Raw genomic sequence first — 25,702 nt, 5'->3', positions numbered from 1 at the left:
CGCCACCTCCGCTGCGCCACGGCACCCATTCCGGTAGGGTTGCCCCGTGCGTAGAGCAAAAATCGTCTGTACCCTCGGCCCCTCCGCCGAGACCGTTGACCGCCTGATCGAGCTGATGAACGCGGGCATGAACGTCGCCCGTCTCAACATGAGCCACGGAGACTACGAGGAGCACGGAAACCGCCTCAGGAATGTGCGGGCCGCCTCAGAAGCCGTCGGCAAGACTGTGGGTGTGTTCGCGGACCTCCAGGGCCCCAAAATCCGCCTGGGCCGTTTCGTGGATGACCAGAAGGTCTTCCTCGCCACCGGCGCCCAGTTCACCATCACCACCGACGACATCCTGGGTACCGTCGAGCGCTGCTCGACCACCTACAAGGGCCTTCCGGGCGATGTCCATGTGGGTGACCACATCCTCATCGACGACGGCAAGGTGGGCCTCCAGGCCCTCGAAGTGACCGACACCGACGTGGTGTGCGTCGTCACCGTCCCCGGCCCCGTGTCCAACAACAAGGGCATCAATCTGCCAGGTGTCGCGGTGTCCGTCCCCGCCCTGAGCGACAAGGACGAGCGGGACCTCCGCTGGGCCCTCCACCAGGACATCGACATGGTCGCGCTGTCCTTCGTCCGCTCCGGCGACGACATCAAGCGCGTGCACGAGATCATGGACGAGGAGGGGCGCCACGTCCCCGTCATCGCCAAGCTCGAGAAGCCGCAGGCGATCGCCAACCTGCAGGACATCATCGACGCGTTCGACATGTTCATGGTCGCCCGCGGTGACCTGGGCGTCGAACTGCCCCTCGAAGACGTCCCGCTGGTGCAGAAGCGCATCATCCGCGCCGCCCGCAAGTGGGCCAAGCCGGTCATCGTCGCCACCCAGATGCTGGAGTCGATGATCACCAACCCGCGGCCCACCCGCGCGGAGGCCTCTGACGTCGCCAACGCCATCCTCGACGGGGCTGACGCGGTCATGCTCTCGGGCGAGACCTCCGTCGGTGACTTCCCCGTAGAGACCGTCTCCACCATGGCGCGCATCGTCGAGAAGACCGAGCGCGAGGGCCACGCCGAGATCCACATCATCGACTGGGACCCGCACACCACCGGAGGCATCCTGGCCAAGGCCGCCGCCGAGGTGGCCGAGCGCATCGGCGCCCGCTACCTGGTGGCGTTCACGAAGTCGGGCGATACGGGGCGCCGGCTGTCGCGGCTTCGTTCCCCCATCCCCATGCTGGTGTTCTCGCCGGAGCGCTCCACCCAGCAGACCATGACCCTGTCTTGGGGCGTGGACACCCAGATCACGCCCGAGTTCGCGGAGCAGGAGGAGATGGTCGAGGCCGTCGACCGCCACCTGCGTGACCGCGGCATGATCGAAGTTGGCGAGCGCATCGTCATCGTGTCGGGCTCGCCCATGGGCATCCCCGGCAAGACGAATACCCTGCGCGTGCACAAGGTCAAGGAGCTCGGCGAACTCAGCTGAGCCCGTCACAACAGCGAAAGGGAGCCCCTCGGGGCTCCCTTTCTGCGTTCCTGCTCGTGCCCGGGAGGGGAGTCGAACCCCTAAGGCCTTTCGGCCAGACGGGTTTGAGCCGTCCGCGTATGCCATTCCGCCACCCGGGCGCAGCGCGTGAAACATTGTGCCACACCGCCCACCCTCGGCGCTGAGTGGGAATCCCGCGGCAATGCCGAGTAGGATCAGCGCAGGTATTTCAGGCCCTCTTGCGGCCGGCCGCCAGAAAGAAGTGACCAACGGATGAATAAGAAGCCCACAGTGATCGTCGCCGAGGATGAGGCGCTGATCCGCCTGGACCTGGTGGAACTCCTGACCGAGGAGGGCTATGAGGTGGTCGGCGAAGCCGGCGACGGCGAAGAGGCCGTCAAGCTGGCCCGTGAGCTGGAGCCGGATCTGGTGATCATGGACGTCAAGATGCCCAAGATGGACGGCATCACCGCCGCGGAGATCATCGCCGAGGAGCGCATCGCCCCCGTCGTGATGCTGACCGCCTTCAGCCAGCGTGACCTCGTCGAGCGCGCGCGCGAGGCCGGCGCCATGGCCTACGTCGTCAAGCCGTTCGGTGCCTCCGATGTGGTGCCCGCCATCGAGATCGCGCTGGGTCGTTTCCAGGAGATCAAGGCCATCGAGGATGAGCTGGTCTCGCTCGAGGAGCGCCTCGAGTCGCGCAAGGTGATCGACCAGGCCAAGGGCATCCTGCAGCAGGACCTCGGACTCACAGAGCCTGAGGCGTTCCGCTGGATCCAGAAGACCGCCATGGACCTGCGCAAGTCCATGCGCGACGTCGCCGACGGCGTCATCTCGCACAAGAAGAAGTAGCTCGCGGGGTCGCGGTGACTCGATTCGTCGTCGACGCCCCCGTCCTGCTGTCGATCATCGACGGCGGGGTTCCGGTCCACCCGGATCATGGCCTCGTCGCGCCCAACGCGGTCCGCGCCCAGGCCCTCGAGCTGGTGCTCGCTCGCGTCCGCGACGGGTTGGACAGGCGGGATGCGCTGGGACTGTTGGATCGGGTGGCTGAGGCGAAGCTTCGGGTACTCAACGACCGGGTGTCGCGGCGGTTGGCCTGGGAGATGGCGCTCGAGCACGGCTGGGAGTCGCTGCGGGATGCGGAGTATGTCGCGGTGACGCGGCTTGCGGCGGATGCCCTGGTGTGTGGGGAGCCGCGGCTGGCCGGGCGCGCCGACGGGGTGGTCCGCATTGCGCCGTACGAGTCCCTGTTCCTTCCCTGAGGCACGACCCACCCCGTCGCGTGGCTGTGGACAGGCCGCAGGTCGCGCACGAAACGCCGTCGGAAGCTCTCTGTTTGGCCAGGGGTGTGGGTGGGAGCGGACTCGGGCGGCGTGTCGTGCTCCGGTGGGTGCCTCGGCATGGGGTGCGACGGTGGGGCGGGCGCATCGGTGGGGTGGGCACGAAACGCCGTCGGAAGCGCGTTGCTTGGCCAGGGGTGTGGGTGGGTGCGGACTCGGGCGGCGTGTCGTGCTCAGTTGGGTGGCTCGGAAGGGCGCGCGACGGTGGGGTGGGCGCGACCGAACTACCGGGGCGGCGAGATCATGTGGCACGTCAACCGACCCGTCGCAGTGAGCCGACCCTCGTCGTCGACGATGTCGACGCGGTACGTGGCGATGGACCGGCCCAGGTGGATCGCGGTCGCCGTCCCCGTCACGCGCCCCGTCCTGGCCGCCCGAACGTGCGTGACGTTCAGGTCCACCCCTACACCGACGCGGTCCGGATAGCCGTGCGCCATCGCCCCCATCGACGCCAGCGTCTCCACCAGGACGCCCGAAGCTCCCCCGTGCAGGAGCCCGAACGGCTGCAGGTTGCCCTCCACGGGCATCGAGCCGACGACGCGCTCGGGCGTCAGCTCGGTGATCTCGACGCCCAGCTTGTCGTCGAGGGGCGAGGTGATGTCGGGCAGCCAGGGGGGCACGCTGTTCATGGGCCGCACTCTTCCACACCTTCGGTAGGCTCGCCGGTGTGACTGACTCGGGCAAGCTGCTGTTGATCGATGGCCATTCGGTGGCCTACCGCGCTTTCTTTGCGCTGCCCGTGGAGAATTTCGCCACCACGACGGGGCAACACACCAACGCGGTGTTCGGCTTCACCTCGATGCTGATCAATGTGCTGCGCGACGAGCAGCCCACGCATCTGGTGGTGGCGTTCGACGTGGCGCGGGAGTCGTTCCGGACTGAGCAGTACCCCGAGTACAAGGCCAACCGCGCCAAGTCACCCGAGGAGTTCAAGGGGCAGGTGGCGCTTGTCAAGGACGTCCTCGACGCGCTCAACGTGCCCTACCTGGAGATGCCGGGCTATGAGGCCGACGACATCATCGCGTCGCTCTCGACGAAGGCCGAGGCGGAAGGTTACGACGTCTTCATCGTCTCGGGGGACCGGGACGCCATGCAGCTGGTCACCGACCACGTCACCGTGCTCTATCCCCGCAAGGGGGTCTCCGACCTCGCCCGGATGACCCCCGCGACCGTCACCGAGAAGTACCTGGTTGCCCCCAGCCGATACCCGGAGCTCGCCGCGCTCGTCGGCGAGACCAGCGACAACCTCCCAGGCGTCCCGGGCGTCGGCCCGAAGACCGCAGCCAAGTGGCTGGACCAGTTCGACGGCCTGGACAACCTCGTCGCCCGGGCCGAGCAGGTACCTGGCAAGGCGGGGGAGTCGTTCCGCGCCCACCTCGACGGCGTGGTGCGCAACCGCCGACTCAACGCGCTCGTCCGCGACCTCGACCTCGACATCACCCTCGACGCCACCGCCCGCCACGAGTGGGACCGCGAGCGGGTGCACCAACTCTTCGACGCGCTCGAGTTCCGGGTGCTGCGCGAGCGGCTCCTGGACCTGGCGCCCGCCGAGCCCGTGGCCACCGAGAGCTTCGCTGTGCAGGGGGACCGTCTGGCGGAGGGTGAGGTCGCTGCCTGGCTCGACGCCCACGCCACGGAGCGCACCGCGCTGCACCTGGTGGGTCGCTGGGGCGGCGGCACCGGGGACGTCACGGCGCTGGCGCTGGCAGCCGCAGACGGCGCCGGAGCCTATGTGGACACGGCAGACCTCACCCCCGACGACGACGCCGCGCTCGCCGCCTGGCTGGCGGACCCGTCGCGCGGGAAGCTGGTGCACGAAGCCAAGGGACCCACCCTGGCGTGCTGGGCCCGCGGATGGGATCTGGTCGGCGTCGCGCAGGACACCCTCCTGGCGGCCTACCTGCTGCGCCCGGACCAACGGACCTACGACCTAGGGGACCTGGTTGTGCGCTACCTGCAGCGCGACCTCTCCGCAGAGCCCATGGCCCCGGACGACACGCAGGCCACGCTGGACTTCGGCGAGCCCGACGACGGGTCCATGGAGCGGGCGCTCCTGCTCGCCCGGGCCGTCTTCGACCTGGCCGAGGCGCTGGAAGGCCAGCTGATGGAGCGCAACGCGGCGGCCCTGATGGCCGACGTCGAGCTTCCGCTCCAACGGACCCTGGCGACGATGGAGCGGGTGGGTGTGGCCGTGAACATCGCCCGGCTGCAGGCCCTCCGCGATGAGTTCGACGGCGCCGTCGCGGCCGCGCAACAGGCAGCCTTCGACGTGCTGGGGCACGAGGTGAACCTCGGCTCCCCCAAGCAGCTGCAGTCCGTGCTGTTCGACGAGCTGGGCATGCCCAAGACCCGCAAGACGAAGTCCGGCTACACCACCGACGCCGATGCCCTGGAGTCGCTGTTCGTCAAGACCGAGCATCCCTTCCTGGGTCACCTGTTGGCCCACCGCGACCAGATCCGGCTGCGCCAGACCGTCGACGGGCTGCTGGCCGCCATCGGCGACGACGGCCGCATCCACACCACCTACGTGCAGACCATCGCGGCCACCGGCCGGCTGTCCTCGACGGATCCCAACCTGCAGAACATCCCCATCCGCACCTCCATGGGGCGCCAGATCCGTTCCGCGTTCGTGCCGGGGGCGGGGTTCGAGTCGCTGATGTCGGCGGACTACTCGCAGATCGAGATGCGGCTGATGGCCCACGCCAGCGGCGACGAGGGCCTGATCGAGGCGTTCACCTCCGGTCGCGACTTCCACAACGAGATGGCCTCGCTGGTGTTCCGCGTGGAGCCGCAGGACGTATCCGGGGAGATGCGCGCCAAGATCAAGGCCATGAACTACGGGTTGGCCTACGGGCTGAGTGCCTTCGGCCTGTCCAACCAGCTCAAGATCTCGGTGGGCGAGGCCAAGACCCTGATGGAGGACTACTTCACGCGGGTCGGGGGCGTGCGCGAGTACCTGGCCGCCGTCGTGGAGGAGGCCCGCAAGCGGGGCTTCACCGAGACGATGCTCGGCCGACGCCGATACCTGCCGGACCTCACCACCACCAACCGGCAGCGCCGGGAGATGGCGGAACGGGCCGCGCTCAACTCACCCATCCAGGGGTCCGCGGCTGACGTGATCAAGGTGGCGATGATCAACGTGGCGCGGGCCATCGAGGCGGAGGGACTGGCCAGCCGCATGCTCCTCCAGGTCCACGACGAGCTCGTGTTCGAGGTGGCCCCAGGCGAACGCGAGCGGTTGACTGACCTGGTCCAGGCGGAGATGACGGGTGCGTTCAGCCTTGCGGTTCCGCTGGAAGTCTCCGTTGGGGTGGGCGATTCGTGGCAGTCGGCGGCCCACTGAGGATCAGGCCGAGGCGCTGACCGGCGTGCCGTAGAAGAAGATCCGCGAGTCCCACGCCCCGCTGGAGCGGTTGTAGTCCCAGCAGATGATGATGGCCAGCTGCGGGGCTCCCTCGAAGTCCACCATCACGTCGGAGTTCGGGTCGTAGTCCGCCACCCACACCTTGGTGGAGCTGGTGAACTCGTAGCACTGGACCACGCCGTCGTCGCCGTACAGCTTGATCAGGTCCCCGGCCACGAGCTGCGGCTCACCGCCGGAGTACAGCTCGTTGCCCAACGCCTTGCCCGTGCGGTACGTGTGGATGGAGAGGAGGGCCTTCCCCGCGTCGCCGCCGGGCATCGGGCCGGCGTTCCACCAGGACGCGGTTCGCGGTTCGTCCTTGGGCGGCGCGGCTATGTTGCCGTCTTCGTCGAGGTTGAGCGAGACCACGCGCTCGTCAGCGCCGACGGCCGGGATCGCGAAGCGGGTTGGGACAAAGCCGGCGGCCGGATCCGTGCAGTCAGGCGTCGCGGTGCCGAGGGTGGGGGGCCCGGCAGCCGGAGAGGAGCTCGCCGGCAGGGGAGAGGGGCTGACGGAGGGCGTCGGGGGAGCCGTCGACGGCGAGGGCCGCGCGGAGGCGGCGGGGACGGGCGTGGAGGTGGCCGGGACGGGGAGGGCGTCAGTGTCCTCGCCCCTGGGAATCATCAGCGCGATCAGCGCAACGACCACGAGCGCCGCGGCAAGGACGATGAGCAGGGGGAGGCGCGAGCGCGACTGCTGCGGAGGAGTGGTCACACACCAAGCTTAGGCAGCGCCCACGACCGGCGAGAAGCCCTGTGGACAACCCACCGTGGCAGGGACTGACCCAGGTTGCTCCTGAACCCCATCAAAGCTAGGCTGGGGAGGCATTGTGGCCTGCGATCCCTCGGACGGAGTGGGGACCGCGCGTTTCGGCAGGGCTGCTGTGCACTGTCATTCACTTTCGGAGCCCTTACTACATGACCTCCTCCACTGAGGCACCGACCGTTACGGTCGATGACTACGGCACCCCAGAGGCCTTCATGGCCGCGGTCGACGCCACCATCAAGTACTTCAACGACGGAGACATTGTCTCTGGCACCGTCGTCAAAGTCGACCGGGACGAGGTCCTGCTCGATATCGGTTACAAGACCGAAGGCGTCATCCCCTCCAAGGAACTCTCCATCAAGCACGATGTGGACCCGTTCGACGTGGTCCAGGTCGGCGATGTGATCGAGGCCCTCGTTCAGCAGAAGGAGGACAAGGAGGGTCGCCTCATCCTGTCCAAGAAGCGGGCTCAGTACGAGCGCGCCTGGGGCACGATCGAGAAGGTCAAGGAAGAGGACGGCGTCGTCACCGGCCACGTCATCGAGGTGGTCAAGGGCGGCCTTATCGTCGACATCGGCCTCCGCGGCTTCCTTCCCGCCTCGCTTGTCGAGATGCGGCGCGTCCGCGACCTTCAGCCCTACGTGGGCATGGAGCTCGAGGCCAAGATCATCGAGCTGGACAAGAATCGCAACAACGTGGTCCTGTCCCGCCGCGCCTACCTGGAGCAGACGCAGTCCGAGGTGCGCCAGACGTTCCTCACCCAGCTGCAGAAGGGCCAGATCCGCAAGGGTGTCGTGTCCTCGATCGTCAACTTCGGCGCCTTCGTCGATCTCGGCGGAGTCGACGGCCTCGTGCACGTCTCCGAGCTCTCCTGGAAGCACATCGATCACCCCAACGAGGTGGTCGAGGTGGGCATGCCCGTCACCGTCGAGGTGCTCGAGGTGGACATGGATCGTGAGCGCGTCTCCCTGTCGCTGAAGGCCACCCAGGAAGATCCGTGGCAGACGTTCGCCCGCCTGCACCAGATCGGCCAGATCGTCCCGGGCAAGGTCACCAAGCTCGTTCCGTTCGGCGCGTTCGTGCGGGTCGGCGAGGGCATCGAGGGCCTGGTGCACGTCTCCGAGCTGGCCGAGCGTCACGTGGAGATCCCCGAGCAGGTTGTTTCCGTCGGCGACGACCGCATGGTCAAGGTCATCGACATCGACCTGGAGCGCCGTCGCGTCTCCCTGTCGCTGAAGCAGGCCAACGAGGGCGTCGACGTCGCAGCTGACGACTTCGATCCGCTGCTCTACGGCATGCAGGCGTCCTACGACGACCAGGGCAACTACATCTACCCCGAGGGCTTCGATCCGGAGACCAACGACTGGAAGGAAGGCTTCGACGAGCAGCGCGCTGCTTGGGAGGCCCAGTACGCCCAGGCGCACGCCCTGTGGGAGACCCACAAGCGTCAGGTCGAATCGGCCGAGACCGCGGACCGCGATGCGGCCACGGTTGCGGCTGCTGGCTACACCACCGAGTCCGAGGGCTCCGGCGAGCTCGCCTCGGATGAGACCCTGCAGGCACTGCGGGACAAGCTCACCGGCGGTCGCTGACTCGTAGCATCAAGGAGCCGCCCCCTCTCGATGAGAGGGGGCGGCTCCTTGCTTTGTCAGAGTGCGCGCCGGCCGGTGATCAGGTTGTAGACGAGGATGGCCAGGGCCACCAGCAGCAGCAGATGAATGAACCCGCCCGCCACCTTGGCGATCAGCCCGATGAGCCAGAGTGCGATGATGACTGCGAACACGATCCACAGAATTCTTGCCATGATTTACCTCCTGAGGTGGGATGATCGTGCATCCAGCCTAACCCCAGTAGCATCGGGCCATGGCACGCATCGCTTTGACCGGCGGGATCGCCTCGGGCAAGTCCATGGTGGCCGACGAGCTCGCCCGCCTGGGCGCCGTCGTGATCGACTCGGATCTTGTCGCCCGGGAGGTGGTGGAGCCCGGCACCGATGGGCTGCACCGCATCGTTGAGCGCTTCGGCTCCGGGATGCTGAATGCCGACGGGACGCTGGACCGCACCAAGCTGGGCGACCTGGTGTTCGTCGACGACGAGGCCCGCTCGGACCTCAACGCCATCGTCCATCCGCTCGTGCGGCAGCGCGCCGACGAGCTGGTGGCAGCCGCCCCGCCAGGCACGGTGGCGGTCCAGGTGATTCCGCTGCTGGTCGAGACCGGCCTGGACAAGGCCTTCGACCACATCATCTGCGTTGACGTGCCCACCGAGACCCAGGTCAGGCGGTTGATGCAGCGCAACAACCTGAGCCTGGACCGAGCGTGGGCCAGGGTCCGGGTCCAGGCGTCGCGGGCGGACCGGCGCGCGGCGGCGGATTGGGTGATCGACAACTCGGGGGACCAGGCCTCCACCGTGCGTCAGGTGGAGGCCCTGTGGCCCGCCCTCGTCGCCCTCAGCGGCTGAGCCGTCAGGCTCAGGCGTCGGTCCCCTCCCAGGGAGGGCAGGCGCAGACCAGGTTCCGGTCGCCGTAGGCGTTGTCCACCCGGCCGACGGGGGGCCAGTACTTGTCCACCCGGAACGCGCCCGGCGGGAAGCATCCCTGCTCCCTGGAGTACGGCCGGTCCCACTCGCCCACCAGGTCCTGGGCGGTGTGCGGGGCGCGCCTGAGGGGGGATTCCTCAGCGCTCATGCCGCCCGCGACCACCACGTCGGCCTCGCGGGCGATGTCCAGCATCGCGGTGACGAACCGGTCCAGTTCGGCCAGGGTCTCGGACTCGGTGGGTTCCACCATGAGGGTGCCCGGCACCGGGAACGACATGGTGGGGGCGTGGAAGCCGTGGTCCACCAGGCGCTTGGCGATGTCGTCGACGGTGATCCCGTGGTGGGCGTACTCCCGCGGATCCAGGATGCACTCGTGCGCGACGCGGCCCCGGGCCCCGCGGTAGAGGATGGGGAAGGCCCCGCCGAGCCGGGTGGCAAGGTAGTTGGCGCTCAGGATGGCCACCCGCGTGGCCTGGGTCAGGCCGGCCCCGCCCATGAGCAGGATGTAGGCCCACGAGATGAGCAGGATCGACGCCGAGCCCAGCGGAGCGGCCGACACCGCCCCCGCCTCACCGGTGCGCGGATCCGAGGGAAGGTGCTCCACCAGGTGGCTCTTCACGCCGATGGGACCCATGCCGGGGCCGCCGCCGCCGTGGGGGATGGCGAAGGTCTTGTGCAGGTTGAGATGGCTCACGTCGCCGCCGATGTCGCCCGGCCGTACCAGGCCCACCATCGCGTTCATGTTGGCGCCGTCGATGTAGACCTGCCCGCCGAACTCGTGGGTGATGTCGCACACCTGTCGCACCGACTCCTCGAACACGCCGTGCGTCGACGGGTAGGTGATCATCACCGCCGCGAGCGCCTCCCCGGCGGCGGCAGCCTTCGCGCGGAAGTCGTCGACGTCGATCTCGCCATCTGCGGTGGCCTTGACCGCCACCACCTTCATCCCCGCCATCTGCGCGGAGGCGGGATTCGTGCCGTGGGCAGAGGTGGGGATGAGGCACACGTCGCGCCGCTCACCGCGTGCACGGTGGTACTCGGCGATGGTCAACAGTCCCGCGTACTCGCCCTGGGCGCCCGAATTGGGCTGCATGGAGAACGCGTCGTAGCCGGTGATCGCGCACAGCTTCTGCTCCAGGTCCGCCACCATCTCCGCGTACCCGGCGGCCTGGTGCGAGGGCGCGTAGGGGTGCAGGGCCCCGAACTCCGGCCAGGTGAGTGGCATCATCTCGGCGGCGGCGTTGAGCTTCATCGTGCACGAGCCGAGCGGGATCATCGCCCGGTCGAGCGCCAGGTCGCGGTCGCTGAGGCGCCGCATGTAGCGCATCATCTCCGACTCGGCCCGGTTCATGTGGAAGACCGGATGCGTCAGGTAGTCGCTGGTGCGCAGCAGCTCGTCGGGGATGGCGGGCTCCTCGCCCAGGTCCGGCCGCTCGTCGATGCCGAACGCGTCCAGCACCCGCCACACGACGTCGAGGTCCGTGGTCTCGTCCACTGAGATGCCCACCCGGCTCCGGCCGACCCGGCGCAGGTTGATGCCACGCTGCTCGGCTGCGGCCAGGATCCCGGACTGGCCCACGCCGACCCGCACGGTGATGGTGTCGAAGAAGTGCCGAGGCTCCACCTCAGCGCCGTTGGCCCTGAGCGTGGCTGCCAGCGTGGCGGCCATCAGGTGCGTGCGCTGGGCGATGGCCCTGAGCCCGAGGGGACCGTGGAACACGGCGTAGAACGAGGCCATCACCGCCAGTAGCGCCTGGGCGGTGCACACGTTGGAGGTGGCCTTCTCGCGGCGGATGTGCTGCTCGCGGGTCTGGAGGGCGAGCCTGTAGGCACGGGTGCCCGCCGCGTCGACGGAGACGCCGACGAGCCGCCCGGGCATGGCGCGCTTCAGGTCGTCTCGGCAGGACATGAACGCGGCGTGTGGGCCTCCGAATCCCATCGGCACACCGAACCGCTGCGCCGATCCGATGGCGATGTCGGCGCCCATGGCGCCGGGTTCCTTCACCACGCAGAGGGCCAGCAGGTCCGTGGCCACGATGGACACCGCGCCCGCGGCGCGCAGCGCGGAGCACTGCGCGGTGAGGTCACGCACGTGGCCGTGGGTGCCGGGGTGGGCGAAGATCGCGCCGCACAGGTCGTCGGCGACGAAGTCCTCCGCCGGGCCGGTCACGAGCTCGATGCCCAGGGGCTCGGCGCGCGTGGCGAGGACCGCGAGCACCTGCGGGTGCAGGTCCTCGGCCGCGAAGAACCGCGAGCTCTTGGACTTGGCGGTCCGCTTGGCCATGCCCATGGCCTCGGCGGCTGCGGTGGCCTCGTCCAGCAGGCTGGCGTTGGCGATGGGCAGCCCTGTCAGGTCCTCCACCATGGTCTGGAAGTTGAGCAGCGCCTCGAGCCTGCCCTGCGCGATCTCGGGCTGGTAGGGCGTGTATGCCGTGTACCAGGCCGGGTTCTCCAGCACGTTGCGCTGGATCGCCGGTGGCGTCACGGTGCCGTAGTAGCCCTGGCCGATCAGGGAGGTGGCCACCTGGTTCCTGGCCGCGACGGCGCGCAGCTTCTGCGTGAGTCGGTACTCGGTCAGTGGCTCCCAGTCGAGGGGCTCAGACTGGCGCAGCCCCTCAGGGATGGTCTGATCGATGAGCTCATCGAGGGAATCGACACCGATGGCCTCGAGCATCCGCTGCATCTCTGCCGGGCTGGGGCCGATGTGGCGACGGTGAGCGAAGTCGTCGGGGTTGTAGTCGACCCTCTGCCAGGCCCCCGTCATGCGCCGATGTGCGCCGCGTAGGCGACCTCATCGAGGAACTCCTCGGCCTCGGAGGGATCCGACGGCGCCACCCGGAAGAACCAGGTGCCCTCCGCGTCCTCGTTGACGAGTGCGGGATTGTCGGTGAGCTCCTCGTTGACGGCGGTCACCACCCCGCTCAGCGGCGACATGATCTCGGAGGCCGCCTTGACGGACTCGATGACCACCACCTCGATCCCCGCGGTCACCTCGGTGCCCACCTCGGGCAGCTCGATGAACACGATCTCGCCCAACTCGTTGGCGGCGTACTCCGTGATGCCGACGGCGAACTCGGGCCCGGTGGTGTCGATCCATTCGTGACTCTTGGTGTACTTGATCATGGCTGGTCTCCTCAACGCTTGTAGGACGGGGTGATGAAGGGGAGGTCGACGACTGAGACGGGGACGCGCCTGCCGCGCAGCTCCGCCACGACGGTGGGCCCGGTGCCCGCGGGGAGCATGGCCATCGCGATGGGGCCGCCGACGGTGGGGCCGAACCCGCCCGAGGTGACGGTGGCGATCGGCTCGGTGGCCGCGTCGTCGGCGTAGACCGGCACGCCCTCCCGGATGGGGGCACGGCCGTCGGGCCGGAGACCGCGGCGCACCCGCGGGGCACCGTCGCGCAGCTCGGCGAGGACCACGTCAGCGCCGGGGAAGCCACCGGAGCGTGACCCACCTTCGCGGCGTACCTTCGGGACGGCCCACCCGAGCGCGGCCTGCCCAGGGGTCACGTCTGGGGAGAGATCGTGCCCGTAGAGCGGCATCCCGGCCTCCAGCCGCAGCGAGTCCCGCGCGCCGAGGCCGGCCGGGAGCACGCCGTCGACGGAGAGGAGGGCGCGCGCGAACCGCTCGGCATCCGTGTCGGGCACCGAGATCTCGAAGCCGTCCTCGCCGGTGTAGCCGGACCGCGACACCCACACCTCGCGGCCGTCCCATTCCATGGGAAGGGAGTCCATGAAGGTGCACCGCGTCACTGAGGGGATCAGGGTGGCGAGCGCCGCCTCGGCCTCCGGGCCCTGGAGGGCCAGCAGCGCTCGATCGGTGACGTGTTCGACGGTGACGCCGTCGAGCTGCGCCAGCCATTGAAGGTTGTGGGCCGTCCGCGCTGCGTTGACCACCAGTAGGAACCGGTCGCCGTGGTGGGAGACCATCAGGTCGTCGAGGATGCCGCCGCGCTCATCGGTGAACAGGCCGTAGCGCTGCCGATGCTGAGCCAGGCCGAGGATGCTCGAGGGGATGAGCCGCTCCAGGGCCGCGGCCGCATCCTCCATCGAACCCGAGGCGGGGCGAACCAGGACCTGGCCCATGTGCGAGACGTCGAACAGGCTGGCCTGCGCCCGCGTATGCAGATGCTCAGGCATCACCCCGGCGAACTGCACGGGCAGCTCCCAGCCGGCGAACTCGACCATCTTCCCGCCTGTGGCGAGGTGGAGGCTGTGCAGCGCAGTGGTCAATGACGAGGTCATGTTTCTCTGCCCCTTCCGCCGGGTACCGGCGCCGTCGGGTGGCGTGTCCCACCCTAATAGTCAGCGCCCCCTCTGTCGCGGTGCCTGAGATCTTGATATCCGTCGGCGGGCCTGGCGGCCACTTTCCAGAGTGCAGTGCGTGCGCGGTCCTGGGGCCTGAGAGTTTCCGGGGCGGTTGCTCCTTCGGCATCGGCCTCGGCCGATTCTCCCGCGTACGCGCCCATCCTAGGCGATCGAGGGCCCCGGCGTCATCGGCCCCCGGCCAGGATCACGCCGCGCAGAAGAGCGCGGCGTGGGACACCCTGATCCGCACCTCGTCGCCGGGGGCGCAGGTGGCCCGCTGCACGCGTGCCACCATCTCGATGCCTCCCGGCAGCCCGTGGAGCTGGACGTCGGCGTCGTGACCGTAGAACGTCACGTCGCGCACCCGGGCCGACACCGCACCCTCCGGGTCAAGGGTGATCTGTTCCGGCCTGACCAGGACCATGCCCTCGCCGTGCGCGGACACCCCGAGTGGGATTCGGCCGACGGAGGTATCGGCGGCCATGCCGCGCGCCGTCGCGTGGATCATGAACGCATCGCCGGCCAGCAGCGCGGCCTGTGGGCTGACGGGGTGGTCGTAGACGTCACTCGGGGGTCCGTCCTGGATGACACGCCCGTCCGCCATCAGGATCAGGTGGTCGGCCAGGGACAGCGCCTCTTCGCGGTCGTGGGTGACCAGGATCGCGGAGGCGCCGGCGTCGTGGAGGACGCGCCGGACGTCGCTGCGCATCGCCGTGCGGGTGGCCGCATCCAGCGCAGAGAAGGGCTCGTCGAGGAGCACCAGGTCCGGCTGCACCGCAAGGGCGCGTGCCAGCGCCACCCGCTGGGCCTGGCCGCCGGAGATCTCGTGCGGCATGCGGTCGCCCAGGTCCTGCAGGCCCACCAACTCAAGCATCTCAGCGATCCGGCTCTGACGATGCCGCCCCCTCACCGCGAAACCGACGTTGCCGGCCACGCTGAGGTGGGGGAAGAGGGCGCCCTCCTGGGGTACCAGCGCGATGCGTCGGTGCTGCGCGGGGATCCCCGTGAGATCCCGACCGGCGAGCACGACGCTGCCCTGGTCTGGGCGGGTGAGGCCTGCGATGATGCGCAGCAGGGTGGTCTTCCCGCAGCCGGAGCGCCCGAGGATGGCGGCCAGGTGCCCGCGTTGCACCGTGAAGTCGACGTCGCGGAGCACGGTGTTGGCGCCGAAGGCGTGCCTCACTCCGCTGATCTGGAGGCTCATGGGGTTCTCCTTCCGCGCTCTGCAAGCGAGAGCGCAAGGGTGGCGGGGACGGCGGCCAGCACGAGCGCCACACCGTAGGGTGCGGCGGCCGCGTAGGCGAGGTTGTCGGTGTTCATCCACAGCCGGGTGGCGAGCGTGTCCACACCCGTGGGCTTGAGGAGGAGCGTGGCGGGAAGTTCCTTCATGGCGGTCAGCAGCACCAGAACGAACCCCGAGACCACCCCTGGGGTAGCCAGAGGGAGGGTGACCCGGAAGAAGGTGGCCAGCGGGCCAAGGCCCAGGGAGCCTGCCACCTCCTCCAGCGACGGGGGGCACTGCAGAACGGCGCTCCGGATGGCCCCCACGGCCAATGGGGCGAACAGCACCAGGTAGGCCAGGATGAGCACCGGCGTGCGCTGGTACCAGGGCTCGAGGAAGCGGACGCTGAAGAAGACCAGCGCCAAGGCCACCACCAGGCCAGGCAACGCGTGGGCGACGTAGAGGCTGTGCTGGACCCACGCCGAGGCCCTCGACTCGGAGCGGCCGGTGACCCACCCGACGGGCAGACACACGGCCACGATCACGGCCGCGGCGAGTGTACAGATCCAGAGCGTGGACCACGTCGCCAGGCCCAGGTCGGCCCAGTCCACGCCGGCGCTCCGCCCGGCGAACGTCCACCCGGTGACGACGCTCAGCGGGTAGGCGAGGCTGAGGCCGAGCACGACGGCGGCGGCGGTCGAGGCGGGTGTCGACCAGGCCCCGAGGAGCAGGGGCTGCTGGGTGCGGTGGGCCACCGCGTCGGATCGGGCCGCCCGGCCCCGCATCCGGATCTCCGCCCAGGTGATCGCCAGCGTGCACGCCATCAGGAGCAACGCGAGCACGGCCGCGGTGGTCCGGTCGAAGGAGGCGCGGTAGCTCATGAAGATCGCGCGGGTGAACGAGTCGTAGCGCAGCAGTGAGACGGCGCCGAAGTCCGAGAGCGCGTAGAGGGCCACCAGCAGGGCGCCTGCTGCCATCGATGGCCTCAGATGGGGGAAGGTGATCCGCCCGAACACCGCCCAGCCGGACAGGCCCATGCTGCGGGCCACGTCCTCGGCGTTCTGGTTCGCGCGGCGCAGAGCGGCGGACACGGACAGGAAGACATAGGGGTAGGTGCCCAGCCCCAACACCACCACCGACCACCAGAACCCCTGGGCGCCGACGGTGGAGACCCAGGCGTAGGCCGCCACGTAGCTGGGCACTGCCAAGGGCAGGGCGAGGGCCACGCGCCACACCCGTCGGCCCCGCAGGTCGGTGCGCTCGACGAGGAACGCCAGGATCACGCCCACCACGCAGGCCACCGCGGTGACGGCCGCCACGAGGAGCAACGAGCTGACCAGCAGCTCCGCCGCCCGGCTTTCCACCAGGATCTGCACCAGCCCGCCCAGCCCCGCCTGGCCGGCGCGGACGACAAGGTAGATCCCCGGAATCAGGGTCACCAGAACGACCGCCAGCGTCCACACCCACAGCGCGATGCGCGGGAGGTGCGGACGCTGAAGCGCGACGCTCATGACGCTCAGATCAGTCCGACCTTCCTCAACAGTGCCTGGGTGTCGGCCAGGGAATCGAGGTCGTTGAGATCGACGCCCTCCTGGCTCGACGCGTCGATGGGTGCGAGATCGAACTCGCTGGTGATGCCCGACACCACCGGGTACTCGGCGGTTTCGTCGGCGAAGAACTGCTGCGCCTCGTCGCTGACCAGGAAGGCAGCGACCTTCGCGGCGGCCTCCTGATCGTCGGCGGAGTTGAGGATGCCGACCCCGGCGACGTTCAGCAGCGCACCCGGGTCCCCGGCGTCCAGGTAGACGAGTTCGGCGACGATGTCATCGCCCACCTCGGCCTGCAGCTGGTGCCAGTAGTAATGGTTGATCAGTCCGATGCCGATCTCCCCGGAATCCACCGCCTCGAGGATCGCGGTGTTCTTCTCGTAGGTCTTCGGCTCGAGGGCGGTGAGCGAGGTGAGCCACTCCTCGGCCGCGGCCTCTCCCTTGGCGACGCGGAGCGCGGTCACGAACGACTGGAAGCTGGCGTTGGTGGGGGCGATGCCGATCCGGCCGCGGTTGGTGGGATCGAGAAGGTCGTCGATGGTCGAGTAGCCCAGGGCCTCCGGCGCCGTCTCGGGATTGACGGCCAGCACCCGGATCCGCCCGGACGTGGCCACCCAGCTGCCATTGGGGTCGCGGAAGGCCGGCTCGACGGTGTCCAGGATGTCCTGCGGCATCGGGGCCAGCAGTCCGGCCTTGTTCAGCTCACCGAGCGCCCCGGCATCCTGGGAGAAGAACAGCGAGGCGGGTGAACGGTCGCCTTCCTCGAGCAGCTGGCCGGCCAACTCTGCGGTGCCGGCGTAGCGGACCTCCACCGTCACGCCGGTGGCACCTTCGATCTTCTCGAGCAGCGGAGCCACCAGATCCTCGCTGCGGCCGGAGTACAGCGTCAGGGTGGTCGCCTCATCCAGCGATGCGTCGGCCGCCGGCGTCGCCTCGGTAGCGGGCGTCTCCGGGGAGCAGGCCCCCAGAGCTAACAGGCTCACCACAAGGGGAAGAGCAAGAAGGGTCCGTGGCATATAAATAGCTCCTAAGAACATTGCAAAAATGTAACTTAGGTAAGGCTAAGTCCTCGAGGTGACCCCCGGCAACTCTGTTCAGTCCATGGACACCGGGGCGTCAGGCCCAGGGGACGGCTCGCCGCGGCTCGAGCCCTGCCGCCCGGTAGCACGCGTCGATGACCTCCATGGTGGCGATCGAGTCCGCGGCGTCGATCACCACGGGGCCGCCCTCCTCGACGGCCGCCACGAAGGTGCTCAGCTGGGCCCCGTAGCTTGTCACATCCGGCGCCACGGTCTCCGTCGTGGAGTGGTCTCCCACCGTGACCGTGAGGCTGTTCCCGCCGTGTGGCTTGACGAAGCCCTCGAACTCGATGGTGCCGAGCGTGCCCACCAGGCGCGCGGTCTGGGCCTGGACGTCCTCCAGCAGCGAACTCGACGCCGTGGCCGTCACGCCGCCCGGGAACTCCAGCTGCGCGGTGAGGGCCTCGTCGATCTGGCCCCCCTCAAACCGCCGGGCCTGGGCCGACACGACGGTGGGCTCCGCCTTGAGCAGAGTGCGCAGCAGGTGGATGGAGTAGCAGCCCAGGTCCATGGTGGCGCCCCCGGCGAGCTCCCAGTTGTACCGGATGTTGCTGCGGTCAGGCACCTGGACGTCGAACACGGCGCTCGCGGAGGTGACGGTGCCGATGGTGCCGGCGGCGAGGATCTCCTCAACCCGGTGGATGAGGGGGTGGTGGCGGTAGTGGAAGGCCTCCATCACCACCACAGGCAGGCCCGCGATCTCGCTGACGACACGCCGGGCCTCCTCGGCGTTGGAGGCGTAGGGCTTCTCCACCAGGACGTGCTTGCCGGCGCGCGCCGCACGCACGGTCCACTCGGCGTGGGCGGAGTTGGGAAGCGGGATGTAGACGGCGTCCACATCCGGGGAGGCGAGAAGGTCGTCGTAGGAGTCCAACACCTGCTCGATGCCGTGCTCGGCGGCGAACTCCTCCGCGCGGGCCCGGTTGCGGGCGGCCACTGCCGTCAGCCGCACATCAGGGTTGGCGTGGGCGGGTGCGATGAGGGCGGACGGGGTGATCCCGGCGGCGCCGAGGATACCGAAACGCACGGTCATAGTGGCCTCTCTCAGGAAGGTGATGGGGTGTGGTGAAGTCTAGGGGCGCGCCCTGAGGGCCTACTTCGTCGCCTCGATCATGCCGCGGAGTTCCTTCTTCAGGTCCGAGATCTCGTCGCGATGCCGCGCCGCCACCTCGAAGTGCAGCTCCGCGGCAGCCTGGTGCATCGCCGCCGTGAGGTCCGCGATCAGTGTGGTCAGCTCGTCCTGGGCCAGCCTCGTCGGATCCAGGCCCTTACGGCCCGACGGCTTGGCCGCCTCAAGCAGCTGATCCGTGTCGGCGTCCTCCCGCGCGAGCATCTCAGAGACATCAGCGATGCGCTTGCGCAGTGGCTGCGGATCCAGGCCGCGCTCCTGGTTGTAGGCCACCTGGATGGTCCGCCGTCGGTTGGTCTCGTCGATCGCCTGCGCCATCGACGGCGTGATCTTGTCCGCGTACATGTGCACCTGGCCCGCCACGTTCCGGGCGGCGCGCCCGATGGTCTGGATCAGGGATCGCGCCGAGCGCAGGAACCCCTCCTTGTCGGCATCCAGGATGGCCACCAGCGACACCTCGGGAAGGTCCAGGCCCTCGCGCAGCAGGTTGATCCCCACCAGCACGTCGTACTCGCCCAGGCGCAGCTCGCGGAGCAGTTCGATGCGCCGGATCGTGTCGATGTCCGAGTGCAGGTACCGCGTCCGGATCCCGTGGTCCATCAGATAGTCCGTCAGATCCTCGGCCATCTTCTTGGTGAGGGTGGTGACGAGCACCCGCTCGTTGAGCTCGACGCGCTGCTTGACCTCCGCCATGAGGTCGTCGATCTGGCCCTTGGTGGGCTTCAAGACCACCTCCGGATCCACGAGGCCTGTGGGACGGATGATCTGCTCGACGAAGCCGTCCGAGCGCTCCATCTCGTAGGGCCCGGGGGTGGCCGAGAGGTAGACCGTCTGCCCGATCCGCTCCACGAACTCGTCGAACTTCAGCGGCCGGTTGTCGATGGCACTCGGCAGCCTGAAGCCGTGTTCCACGAGGGTGCGCTTGCGGGAGGCGTCGCCCTCGTACATGCCGCCGATCTGGGGGATGGTGACGTGGGACTCGTCGACGACGAGCACGAAGTCCTCCGGGAAGTAGTCCACCAGGCAGCTCGGCGCCGACCCGGGGGCTCGGCCGTCGATGTGCAGCGAGTAGTTCTCGATGCCCGAGCAGGTGCCGATCTGGCGCATCATCTCGATGTCGTAGCTCGTGCGCATCCGGAGGCGTTGCGCCTCGAGGAGCTTGCCCTGCGACTCGAACTCGGCGAGCCGCTGCGCCAACTCCACCTCGATGGTGGAGATGGCCCGCTCCATCCGGTGCGCGCCCGCCGAGTAGTGCGTGGCAGGGAAGATGTAGGTCTCCTGCTCCTCCCGGATCACGGACCCGGTGAGGGGGTGCATGGTGGCGATCCGCTCGATCTCATCGCCGAAGAACTCCACCCGCACCGCGTTTTCCTCATACATCGGGAACACCTCCAGCGTGTCACCCTTGACCCGGAACGTGCCGCGGCCGGCGCCGATGTCGTTGCGGGCGTACTGGATGTCCACCAGGTGGCGCAGGAGCTGGTCCCGGTCCATCTCGTCGCCCACGCGCAGGGTGACCCGCTGCTCCAGGTACTCCTGAGGCGTGCCCAGACCGTAGATGGCCGAGACCGTGGCCACGACGATCACGTCTCGCCGCGTGAGCAGCGAGCTGGTGGCCGCGTGCCGCATCCGCTCCACCTCCTCGTTGAGCGAGGAGTCCTTCTCGATGTAGGTGTCCGTCTGGGGGAGGTAGGCCTCCGGCTGGTAGTAGTCGTAGTAGGAGACGAAGTACTCGATGGCGTTGTTGGGCAGGAGCTCCCGCAGCTCGTTGGCGAACTGGGCGGCAAGCGTCTTGTTGGGCTGCATCACCAGCATGGGCCTCTGCAGCCGCTCTGCGAGCCAGGCGACGGTGGCCGTCTTGCCCGTGCCGGTGGCGCCCAGCAGCACCACGTCCTTCTCCCCGGCCCCGATCCGGCGCTGCAACTCGGCGATGGCGCGCGGCTGGTCCCCGGCAGGCTCGTAGTCGGAGATCACCTGCAGCGGCGCCACCTGGCGCTGAAGCTCTTCGAGAGGACGCATGAGAGCCAGGGTAATAGTGCCCACCGACAGCCCGCCCGAGGGAAGGCTCCCGTCAGGAGAAGGTGCGGATCAGGCGGGGGGAATTGACGCCCCGCGCCAGCCACGCGATGAGGTCCGCGGCGGGGCCGCGCACCTCGGTGAAGTCGCCCTCGCCGTCGAGGACGGCCTCGTAGCCCTCGTCGGCCACCAGGCGCACGGCAGGGCGGTCGTGGCGATGCGCCAGCCGCTCGACCTGGAAGGCCAGCAGCGACACCGCGGTCTCAGATGCCAGGTCCATGGTGGTGGAGCGGCTGTCGAGATCCATCTCGTGCAGGACCACCTCGCCGAGCCGGGACAGCGGGATCTGCCACGCCTTGATGCGGTATCCGGGTCGAAGATCCACCGGCGACGAATCGCCCTCCAGCGAGCCGAACAGCTCCTGCAGCTCGCTGGCGGTGGTGTCGAGCTGGATCTGCAGCTCCAATCCGCCGGCCAAGGCGCCCAACTCGATGGTGCGCCGCTCCTCGGCCTCGGAGTCGTACATCGTCCGCGACTGCCCGGAGTGGAGCCCGTCGATGACGCGCACGAGTCTGCGGGCCCCGTCGACGAGATGGGCGGCCACGTGGCTGCGGGTCCAGCCGGGCAAGGCCGTCGGCGCGGCCCAGTCCTCGTCCGACAGGCCGATGGTCCGCCCCAGCAGTTGGGACGTGTGCTCGCGCACCGCGGCAACCACGTCGACGAAGGGGGCACGGCTCGTGGGCATGGCCCCAACCTAGCAAAGCCGTACCATGGCGGGCGTGAATGATCGGCTCGTCGTGCGGGGTGCCCGCGTGCACAACCTGAAGAATGTCTCCCTCGAGCTGCCGAGGGACTCTCTGATCGTCTTCACCGGGTTGAGCGGCTCCGGCAAGTCCTCGCTGGCCTTCGACACGATCTTCGCGGAGGGGCAGCGGCGCTACGTCGAATCGCTGTCGGCCTACGCGCGCATGTTCCTCGGTCAGATGGACAAGCCGGACGTGGACTTCATCGAGGGGCTGTCACCCGCGGTGTCGATCGACCAGAAGTCCACCAGCCGCAACCCGCGCTCCACCGTCGGCACCATCACGGAGGTCTACGACTATCTCCGCCTGCTGTTCGCCAGGATCGGTGTACCCCACTGCGAGGTGTGCGGGGCCGTGATCGGGCGGCAGACGCCGCAGCAGATCGTGGACCGGCTGATGTCGATGGACGAGGGGACCCGCTTCCAGATCCTCGCCCCGCTGGTGCGCGGCCGCAAGGGCGAACATGCCGAGCTGTTCCGCCAGCTCGTCGGGGACGGTTACAGCCGGGTCCGCATCGACGGTGAGACATACCCGCTCACGGAACTGCCGTCGATCGACAAGAACCGCAAGCACGACGTTGAGGTGGTGGTGGACCGCGCAGTGGTGCGGCCCAACGCCAAGCAGCGCATCACCGAGTCCGTGGAGACCGCGCTGGGCCTGGCCGGCGGAGTGGTGACCATCGACTTCGTGGACCTGCCCGAGACCGACCCGGAACGGGAGCGCCGCTTCTCGGAGAAGATGGGCTGCCCCAACGAGCACGATGTCAACATCGACGAACTGGAGCCGAGACAGTTCTCCTTCAACGGGCCATGGGGCGCCTGCCCGGAATGCTCAGGCCTCGGCACGCTGCTGGACCCGGACCCCGAGCTGCTCATCCCCAACGACGACCTGTCCGTGGCCGAGGGTGCCATCGCGCCCTGGACCACGCCCACCATCAAGTCACACTACGAGCATGTGCTGCGCTCCCTGGCCGAGGAGCACGGGTTCTCGGTGGACGAGCCGTGGCGCGAGCTGTCGCCGGCGGCGCGGAAGCTCCTCCTGCACGGCGCCAAGGGCAATGTGGTGGTGAGCTACCGCAACCGTTTCGGCCGGGTGCGGTCCTTCTCACAAAAGTATGAGGGTGTCATTCCCTTCATCCGCAGGCGCCACGAAGAGGCGGAGACCGACTCGGCACGGGACCGCTGGGGCGGATACATGCGGGAGATCAACTGTGCCGCATGTGGCGGGGCGCGGCTGAAGCCCTCCAGCCTGGCGGTCACGGTGGCCGGCCGCACCATCGCGGACCTGTCCAGCCTCTCCATCGGTGAAGCGTCCAGCTTCCTCGCCGCATTGGAACTCACCGAGCGCGACGCCGCCATCGCCGAGCGACTCGTCAAGGAGATCAACGCCCGGCTCCGCTTCCTGCTCGACGTGGGGCTGGACTACCTGACGCTGTCGCGGGCGGCCGGCACCCTCTCCGGCGGCGAGGCGCAGCGCATCAGGCTGGCCACCCAGATCGGTTCCGGCCTCGTCGGGGTGCTCTACGTGCTGGACGAGCCGAGCATCGGCCTCCACCAGCGCGACAACCTGCGCCTCATCGAGACCCTGCACAGGCTCCGCGACCTCGGCAACACGCTCATCGTCGTCGAGCACGACGAAGACACCATCCGAGCCGCGGACTGGGCCGTCGACATCGGCCCCGGCGCCGGGGAGGGCGGCGGCGAGGTGGTCGTGTCCGGCCCGGTCGAGGCTCTCCTCAACCATCCGGAATCACGAACCGGGGCCTACCTCTCCGGCCGGCTGTCCATCCCGGTCCCAGCGGTGCGGCGCCCCGGAAACGGGCACCAGATCGTCGTCAAGGGCGCCCGCGAGCACAACCTGCGCGGCATCGACGCAGCCTTCAACCTGGGCCAGTTCATCGCCGTGACCGGCGTCTCCGGCTCGGGCAAGTCCTCGCTGGTCAACTCCATCCTCTACACCGCGGCGGCGAAGGCCATCTACGGCTCGAAGGCGGTACCGGGCCGGCACAAGTCGCTGGAGGGGCTGGAGCACATCGACAAGGTCATCCAGGTGGACCAGTCGCCGATCGGTCGCACCCCGCGGTCCAACCCCGCCACGTACACCGGCGTCTTCGACAAGATCCGGACCCTCTTCTCCCAGACGCCGGAGGCGAAGGTGCGCGGCTACCAGCCGGGCCGGTTCTCCTTCAACGTCAAGGGTGGCCGGTGCGAGCACTGCATGGGCGACGGCACCATCAAGATCGAGATGAACTTCCTTCCCGACGTCTACGTGCCGTGCGAGGTGTGCCACGGCGCCAGGTACAACCGGGAGACACTCGAGGTGCACTACAAGGGCAAGACCATCGCCGAAGTGCTGGACATGCCGATCAGCGAGGCGGTGGAGTTCTTCGAGTCCATCCAGTCCATCGCGCGGTTCCTCCGCACCCTGACGGAGGTCGGCCTCGGATACGTGAGGCTTGGACAGCCCGCCACCACGCTCTCCGGCGGAGAGGCGCAGCGCGTCAAGTTGGCCGCCGAGCTGCAGAAGCGCTCAACCGGGCGGACCCTCTACGTCCTCGACGAGCCCACCACGGGCCTGCACTTCGAGGACATCCGACGGCTCCTGGCGGTCCTGCAGAGACTGGTGGACGCCGGGAACACGGTGGTGACGATCGAGCACAACCTGGACGTGATCAAGTCGGCTGACTGGGTCATCGACATGGGGCCCGACGGCGGCAACCGGGGCGGCCAGGTGATCGCGACGGGGACCCCTGAGGAGATCGCCGTCACCGAGGGGTCCGCCACCGGGACCTTCCTCAAGACCCTCCTCGACCGCTCCTGAGGAGCCCTGGGTTCCCATCGTCCAGCGGATCTGGTTGGGGCGCCCGCCCTGCCCGCGGTTGCTGTTCCTCCAGATCGGCTCTCGATGCCCGAGGGCTCCCGGCCATCGTTCTGGAGGAACAGGAACCGCGAGGGGCTTCGCGACATTGAACGATGGGACCCGAGGTTGGCGCGGGGTCGGGTTGGACGGCGGGTGGTGGGGGCCGGGCCGCCCATGATGCCGGCGGCGGCGCTTCGCGCTGCCGCGCCGTCATCAACGCCCACCCAACCTGCCCCGGCCCCCACCACCCGCCGTCCTGCTGTCCCCGTCTCGTCGCCTGGCTTATGTCTTGCGTTTAGTCGCCTGGCTTATGTCTCGGCGCCTGCGCTACAGCGCAGGCGCCCACCAGACGCCTGTCCTATATCTGGCCGCCGGCGCTGTAGCGCTGGCGGCCAGACTTACCGCAGGCGCCAGTTGGTCGCCTGTCTTGCGTTTGGTCGCCTGGCTCGTGTCTCGGTGCCTGCGCTACAGCGCAGGCGCCCACCAGACGCCTGCCCTGGGTTCAGCCGCCGGCGCTGTTGCGCGGGCGGCCAGACTTACCGCAGGCGCCAACGCTGCCGTTTCCCGCCCCTCGCGTCGTCCCCCATTTTTCCCGCAGCTGTCGCCGTCGCCTGGCTGTCACTTCTGGTGCCGTTGTCGACACCAGAAGTGACGGTCAGCGCTCGTGACTCCAACTCCCTCCGGCTAAACGTCGGAGGTGGCGGCGTAGTCGACACCAGAAGTGACATTTAGGCTGTCGGACCCCGTCGATCGGCTCGCAGGGCGTCCCAACCCCGACAGCGCGGGGGTATTCCCGGTCCGCCGCGTCGGGTCAGGCGGTGACGATCAGGTCGGTGCCCGATTCGGTGAGGGTGGCGCGCACCAGCGGGTCCGTGGCCGGGCCCTGAAGCGGAGTGCCGTCGAGGAGCGCGAACAGCGAGCCGTGGCACTTGCAGAAGATGCCGTCGTCGCGCACGTCGGAGACCGTGCAGCCCTGATGCGTGCAGCGCGACGAGAAGGCGAAGTACGAGCCCTCCTCGGGCTGGGTGACGACGAACCCGCCGTCGAGCACGAGGCCGCCCCCGATGGGCACCGAATCCTTGGCCACCGTCACCTCGTCGGCGGGGGCCGAGCTGGACGACGTCTCATCCGCCGCACATCCGGCCAGGAGGGCAGCGGCGATGGCGGCGCCGCCGGCGATCAGCTCTCTCCGCGTGGTCATGGCCTCAGCCTAC

At 68.8% G+C, this 25,702-nt stretch carries 20 protein-coding genes, 1 tRNA gene and 1 riboswitch; of the genes, 7 read left to right on the top strand and 14 right to left on the bottom strand.

Annotated elements, in window-relative coordinates; genetic code table 11:
• The first annotated feature begins 46 nt into the window (after positions 1-46).
• Positions 47-1,474 (top strand): pyruvate kinase, encoded by a 1,428-nt coding sequence (pyk, locus tag ACZK39_RS01465; RefSeq protein WP_182782621.1) that lies wholly within the window; start codon positions 47-49, stop codon positions 1,472-1,474.
• A gap of 57 nt (positions 1,475-1,531) precedes the next feature.
• Here pyk and ACZK39_RS01460 read toward each other — a convergent pair.
• A tRNA-Leu gene (locus ACZK39_RS01460) sits at positions 1,532-1,614 on the bottom strand.
• A 133-nt stretch (positions 1,615-1,747) separates the two neighbouring features.
• On the opposite strand from ACZK39_RS01460, the gene ACZK39_RS01455 reads away from it, so the two are divergent.
• Together ACZK39_RS01455 and ACZK39_RS01450 are read left to right on the top strand one after the other, a co-directional pair.
• The gene (locus ACZK39_RS01455) at positions 1,748-2,326 is read left to right on the top strand and encodes an ANTAR domain-containing response regulator (RefSeq protein ID WP_182782622.1); all 579 of its coding nucleotides are present in this window, start codon (positions 1,748-1,750) and stop codon (positions 2,324-2,326) included.
• 14 nt (positions 2,327-2,340) lie between these two features.
• The gene (locus tag ACZK39_RS01450) at positions 2,341-2,739 is read left to right on the top strand and encodes a hypothetical protein (RefSeq protein ID WP_463612291.1); all 399 of its coding nucleotides are present in this window, start codon (positions 2,341-2,343) and stop codon (positions 2,737-2,739) included.
• 302 nt (positions 2,740-3,041) lie between these two features.
• On the opposite strand, the gene ACZK39_RS01445 is transcribed toward ACZK39_RS01450, so the two are convergent.
• Positions 3,042-3,446 carry a PaaI family thioesterase gene (locus ACZK39_RS01445; RefSeq protein WP_182782624.1) on the bottom strand — a complete coding sequence of 135 codons (405 nt, stop codon included), beginning with the start codon at positions 3,444-3,446 and terminating at the stop codon, positions 3,042-3,044.
• Between the two features lie 38 nt (positions 3,447-3,484).
• Between ACZK39_RS01445 and polA the strand changes: the two genes are divergently transcribed.
• Positions 3,485-6,160: a DNA polymerase I gene (polA, locus tag ACZK39_RS01440; RefSeq protein ID WP_463612290.1), complete on the top strand. Its 2,676-nt coding sequence runs from the start codon at positions 3,485-3,487 to the stop codon at positions 6,158-6,160.
• 3 nt (positions 6,161-6,163) lie between these two features.
• On the opposite strand, the gene ACZK39_RS01435 is transcribed toward polA, so the two are convergent.
• Positions 6,164-6,934: a class F sortase gene (locus ACZK39_RS01435; protein ID WP_463612289.1), complete on the bottom strand. Its 771-nt coding sequence runs from the start codon at positions 6,932-6,934 to the stop codon at positions 6,164-6,166.
• A 203-nt stretch (positions 6,935-7,137) separates the two neighbouring features.
• On the opposite strand from ACZK39_RS01435, the gene rpsA reads away from it, so the two are divergent.
• The gene (gene rpsA / locus ACZK39_RS01430; protein ID WP_182783085.1) at positions 7,138-8,577 is read left to right on the top strand and encodes a 30S ribosomal protein S1; all 1,440 of its coding nucleotides are present in this window, start codon (positions 7,138-7,140) and stop codon (positions 8,575-8,577) included.
• A gap of 56 nt (positions 8,578-8,633) precedes the next feature.
• Here the strand turns inward: rpsA and ACZK39_RS01425 are convergent, their stop codons facing one another.
• Positions 8,634-8,789, bottom strand: a complete 156-nt coding sequence (locus tag ACZK39_RS01425; RefSeq protein WP_182783084.1) for a lmo0937 family membrane protein — start codon at positions 8,787-8,789, stop codon at positions 8,634-8,636.
• Between the two features lie 59 nt (positions 8,790-8,848).
• Here ACZK39_RS01425 and coaE point away from each other — a divergent pair, with 59 nt between their 5' ends.
• Complete coding sequence (coaE, locus tag ACZK39_RS01420) at positions 8,849-9,445, top strand: dephospho-CoA kinase (RefSeq protein WP_182783083.1); 597 nt, start codon at positions 8,849-8,851, stop codon at positions 9,443-9,445.
• 10 nt (positions 9,446-9,455) lie between these two features.
• Here coaE and gcvP read toward each other — a convergent pair whose 3' ends face one another.
• From gcvP to ACZK39_RS01375, 9 genes are all read right to left on the bottom strand, one after another.
• Entirely contained in the window at positions 9,456-12,287 is a 2,832-nt protein-coding gene (gcvP, locus tag ACZK39_RS01415; protein ID WP_463612288.1) for an aminomethyl-transferring glycine dehydrogenase, read from the bottom strand.
• A complete protein-coding gene (gene gcvH / locus ACZK39_RS01410; RefSeq protein ID WP_182783081.1) occupies positions 12,284-12,646 on the bottom strand; it encodes a glycine cleavage system protein GcvH in 363 nt (120 codons plus the stop codon). The genes gcvP and gcvH overlap by 4 nt, the downstream gene beginning before the upstream one ends.
• 11 nt (positions 12,647-12,657) lie before the next feature.
• The gene (gcvT, locus tag ACZK39_RS01405; RefSeq protein WP_463612287.1) at positions 12,658-13,770 is read right to left on the bottom strand and encodes a glycine cleavage system aminomethyltransferase GcvT; all 1,113 of its coding nucleotides are present in this window, start codon (positions 13,768-13,770) and stop codon (positions 12,658-12,660) included.
• A 134-nt stretch (positions 13,771-13,904) separates the two neighbouring features.
• Positions 13,905-13,991: riboswitch (glycine riboswitch) on the bottom strand.
• Positions 13,992-14,038: 47 nt separating this feature from the next.
• The gene (locus ACZK39_RS01400; RefSeq protein ID WP_182800015.1) at positions 14,039-15,037 is read right to left on the bottom strand and encodes an ABC transporter ATP-binding protein; all 999 of its coding nucleotides are present in this window, start codon (positions 15,035-15,037) and stop codon (positions 14,039-14,041) included.
• A complete protein-coding gene (locus ACZK39_RS01395; protein WP_463612286.1) occupies positions 15,034-16,566 on the bottom strand; it encodes an ABC transporter permease in 1,533 nt (510 codons plus the stop codon). Before ACZK39_RS01395 ends, ACZK39_RS01400 begins: the two co-directional genes overlap by 4 nt.
• Positions 16,567-16,571: 5 nt before the next feature.
• Positions 16,572-17,618, bottom strand: coding sequence for an iron ABC transporter substrate-binding protein (locus tag ACZK39_RS01390; protein ID WP_463612285.1), 1,047 nt, complete (start codon positions 17,616-17,618; stop codon positions 16,572-16,574).
• A 100-nt stretch (positions 17,619-17,718) separates the two neighbouring features.
• Positions 17,719-18,714: a Gfo/Idh/MocA family protein gene (locus ACZK39_RS01385; protein WP_463612284.1), complete on the bottom strand. Its 996-nt coding sequence runs from the start codon at positions 18,712-18,714 to the stop codon at positions 17,719-17,721.
• Positions 18,715-18,774: 60 nt separating this feature from the next.
• Entirely contained in the window at positions 18,775-20,829 is a 2,055-nt protein-coding gene (uvrB, locus tag ACZK39_RS01380; RefSeq protein WP_463612283.1) for an excinuclease ABC subunit UvrB, read from the bottom strand.
• A gap of 52 nt (positions 20,830-20,881) precedes the next feature.
• Positions 20,882-21,571: a maleylpyruvate isomerase family mycothiol-dependent enzyme gene (locus ACZK39_RS01375; RefSeq protein WP_463612282.1), complete on the bottom strand. Its 690-nt coding sequence runs from the start codon at positions 21,569-21,571 to the stop codon at positions 20,882-20,884.
• A 25-nt stretch (positions 21,572-21,596) separates the two neighbouring features.
• On the opposite strand from ACZK39_RS01375, the gene uvrA reads away from it, so the two are divergent.
• Positions 21,597-24,449 carry an excinuclease ABC subunit UvrA gene (gene uvrA / locus ACZK39_RS01370; RefSeq protein WP_182800009.1) on the top strand — a complete coding sequence of 951 codons (2,853 nt, stop codon included), beginning with the start codon at positions 21,597-21,599 and terminating at the stop codon, positions 24,447-24,449.
• Between the two features lie 850 nt (positions 24,450-25,299).
• Here the strand turns inward: uvrA and ACZK39_RS01365 are convergent.
• Positions 25,300-25,689 (bottom strand): Rieske (2Fe-2S) protein, encoded by a 390-nt coding sequence (locus ACZK39_RS01365; RefSeq protein WP_182783073.1) that lies wholly within the window; start codon positions 25,687-25,689, stop codon positions 25,300-25,302.
• Positions 25,690-25,702: the final 13 nt, after the last annotated feature.

It is taken from the genome of Tessaracoccus luoxuelianae (assembly GCF_055326245.1).
Note: the sequence above shows the minus strand (reverse complement) of the source record. Positions and strands in the feature narration are given on the sequence as shown.